Annotated in this window: 1 protein-coding gene; it reads right to left on the bottom strand. The window is 33.0% G+C overall.

Features of this window, described 5'->3' with window-relative positions; genetic code table 11:
- A partial coding sequence (locus ABDH49_09200; protein ID MEN3047116.1) for a helicase-related protein occupies positions 1-788 on the bottom strand: 788 nt, incomplete at both ends.

Here is a 788-nt window from a genome sequence, read left to right as displayed (position 1 = left end):
CTTCACTTAGATATTTTTCCTGATCCTCAGTTAACTGTCCGCTATTTTTTTGTATGACTGTAAGAATTTTTAATAACTTTATTCTATTATTAGAACCACCTCTTCTTTCTGTCTCAATCAACTCCTCAACGGTAGCATCGAAAAATGCAGCTTTATTTTTATTAAGGAGTTCATAATATTCTTCAAGGGGAAGTTTTGTTTTTTTCTCATTTTCATCTGAAGAGGTTTTAAGAATTTTCGCCGCTGTAATAAAATCAAGTTCAAATGTTCCCTCTTTGTTAGATAGGAAGAATTTCATCAGCTTACCTTTTCTGAAAAATGTTATTAAGGAATTTGGCTTTGCAATTTCTTTTAAGCTTTCATTAAATACCTTTGCAGAACGAGCCTTCTTAGGAAGGCGCTTTATCTCATCAAAAAGACCTTTTTCTTTATCCATAACATCTTTAATATCTTTAAAATATTGGAGCTCGCTTTCCTCAACCTCATCTTCTTCAGTTATTGTTTTCTTCAATAAAAGTTTGCCAAACAACTTATGGGAACCTACCGGTTCTCCTTCTGTAAGAATAGCCGAATCGCCTCCAAGAAGAGTTAAAAATGCTTCTACCTTTGAGCGGGCAATTTTTTTAAGCTTAATTTCAGAATCTGCTTGCTCTGTCGGAAAGAAGTTAAATGTATAAATTTTATCAAATGGCGTATCTATACGATTTATCCTTCCCACTCTTTGAATTATTTTTGTCGGATTCCATGGAATGTCATAGTTTATTACAACATTGGAACGATGTAAGTTA

This window comes from Candidatus Hydrothermales bacterium (assembly GCA_039630235.1).
Taxonomy (GTDB): domain Bacteria; phylum Hydrothermota; class Hydrothermia; order Hydrothermales; family JAJRUZ01; genus JBCNVI01.
The sequence above is the reverse complement of the archived record's forward strand: the minus strand, read 5'-3'. Positions and strand labels throughout refer to the sequence as shown.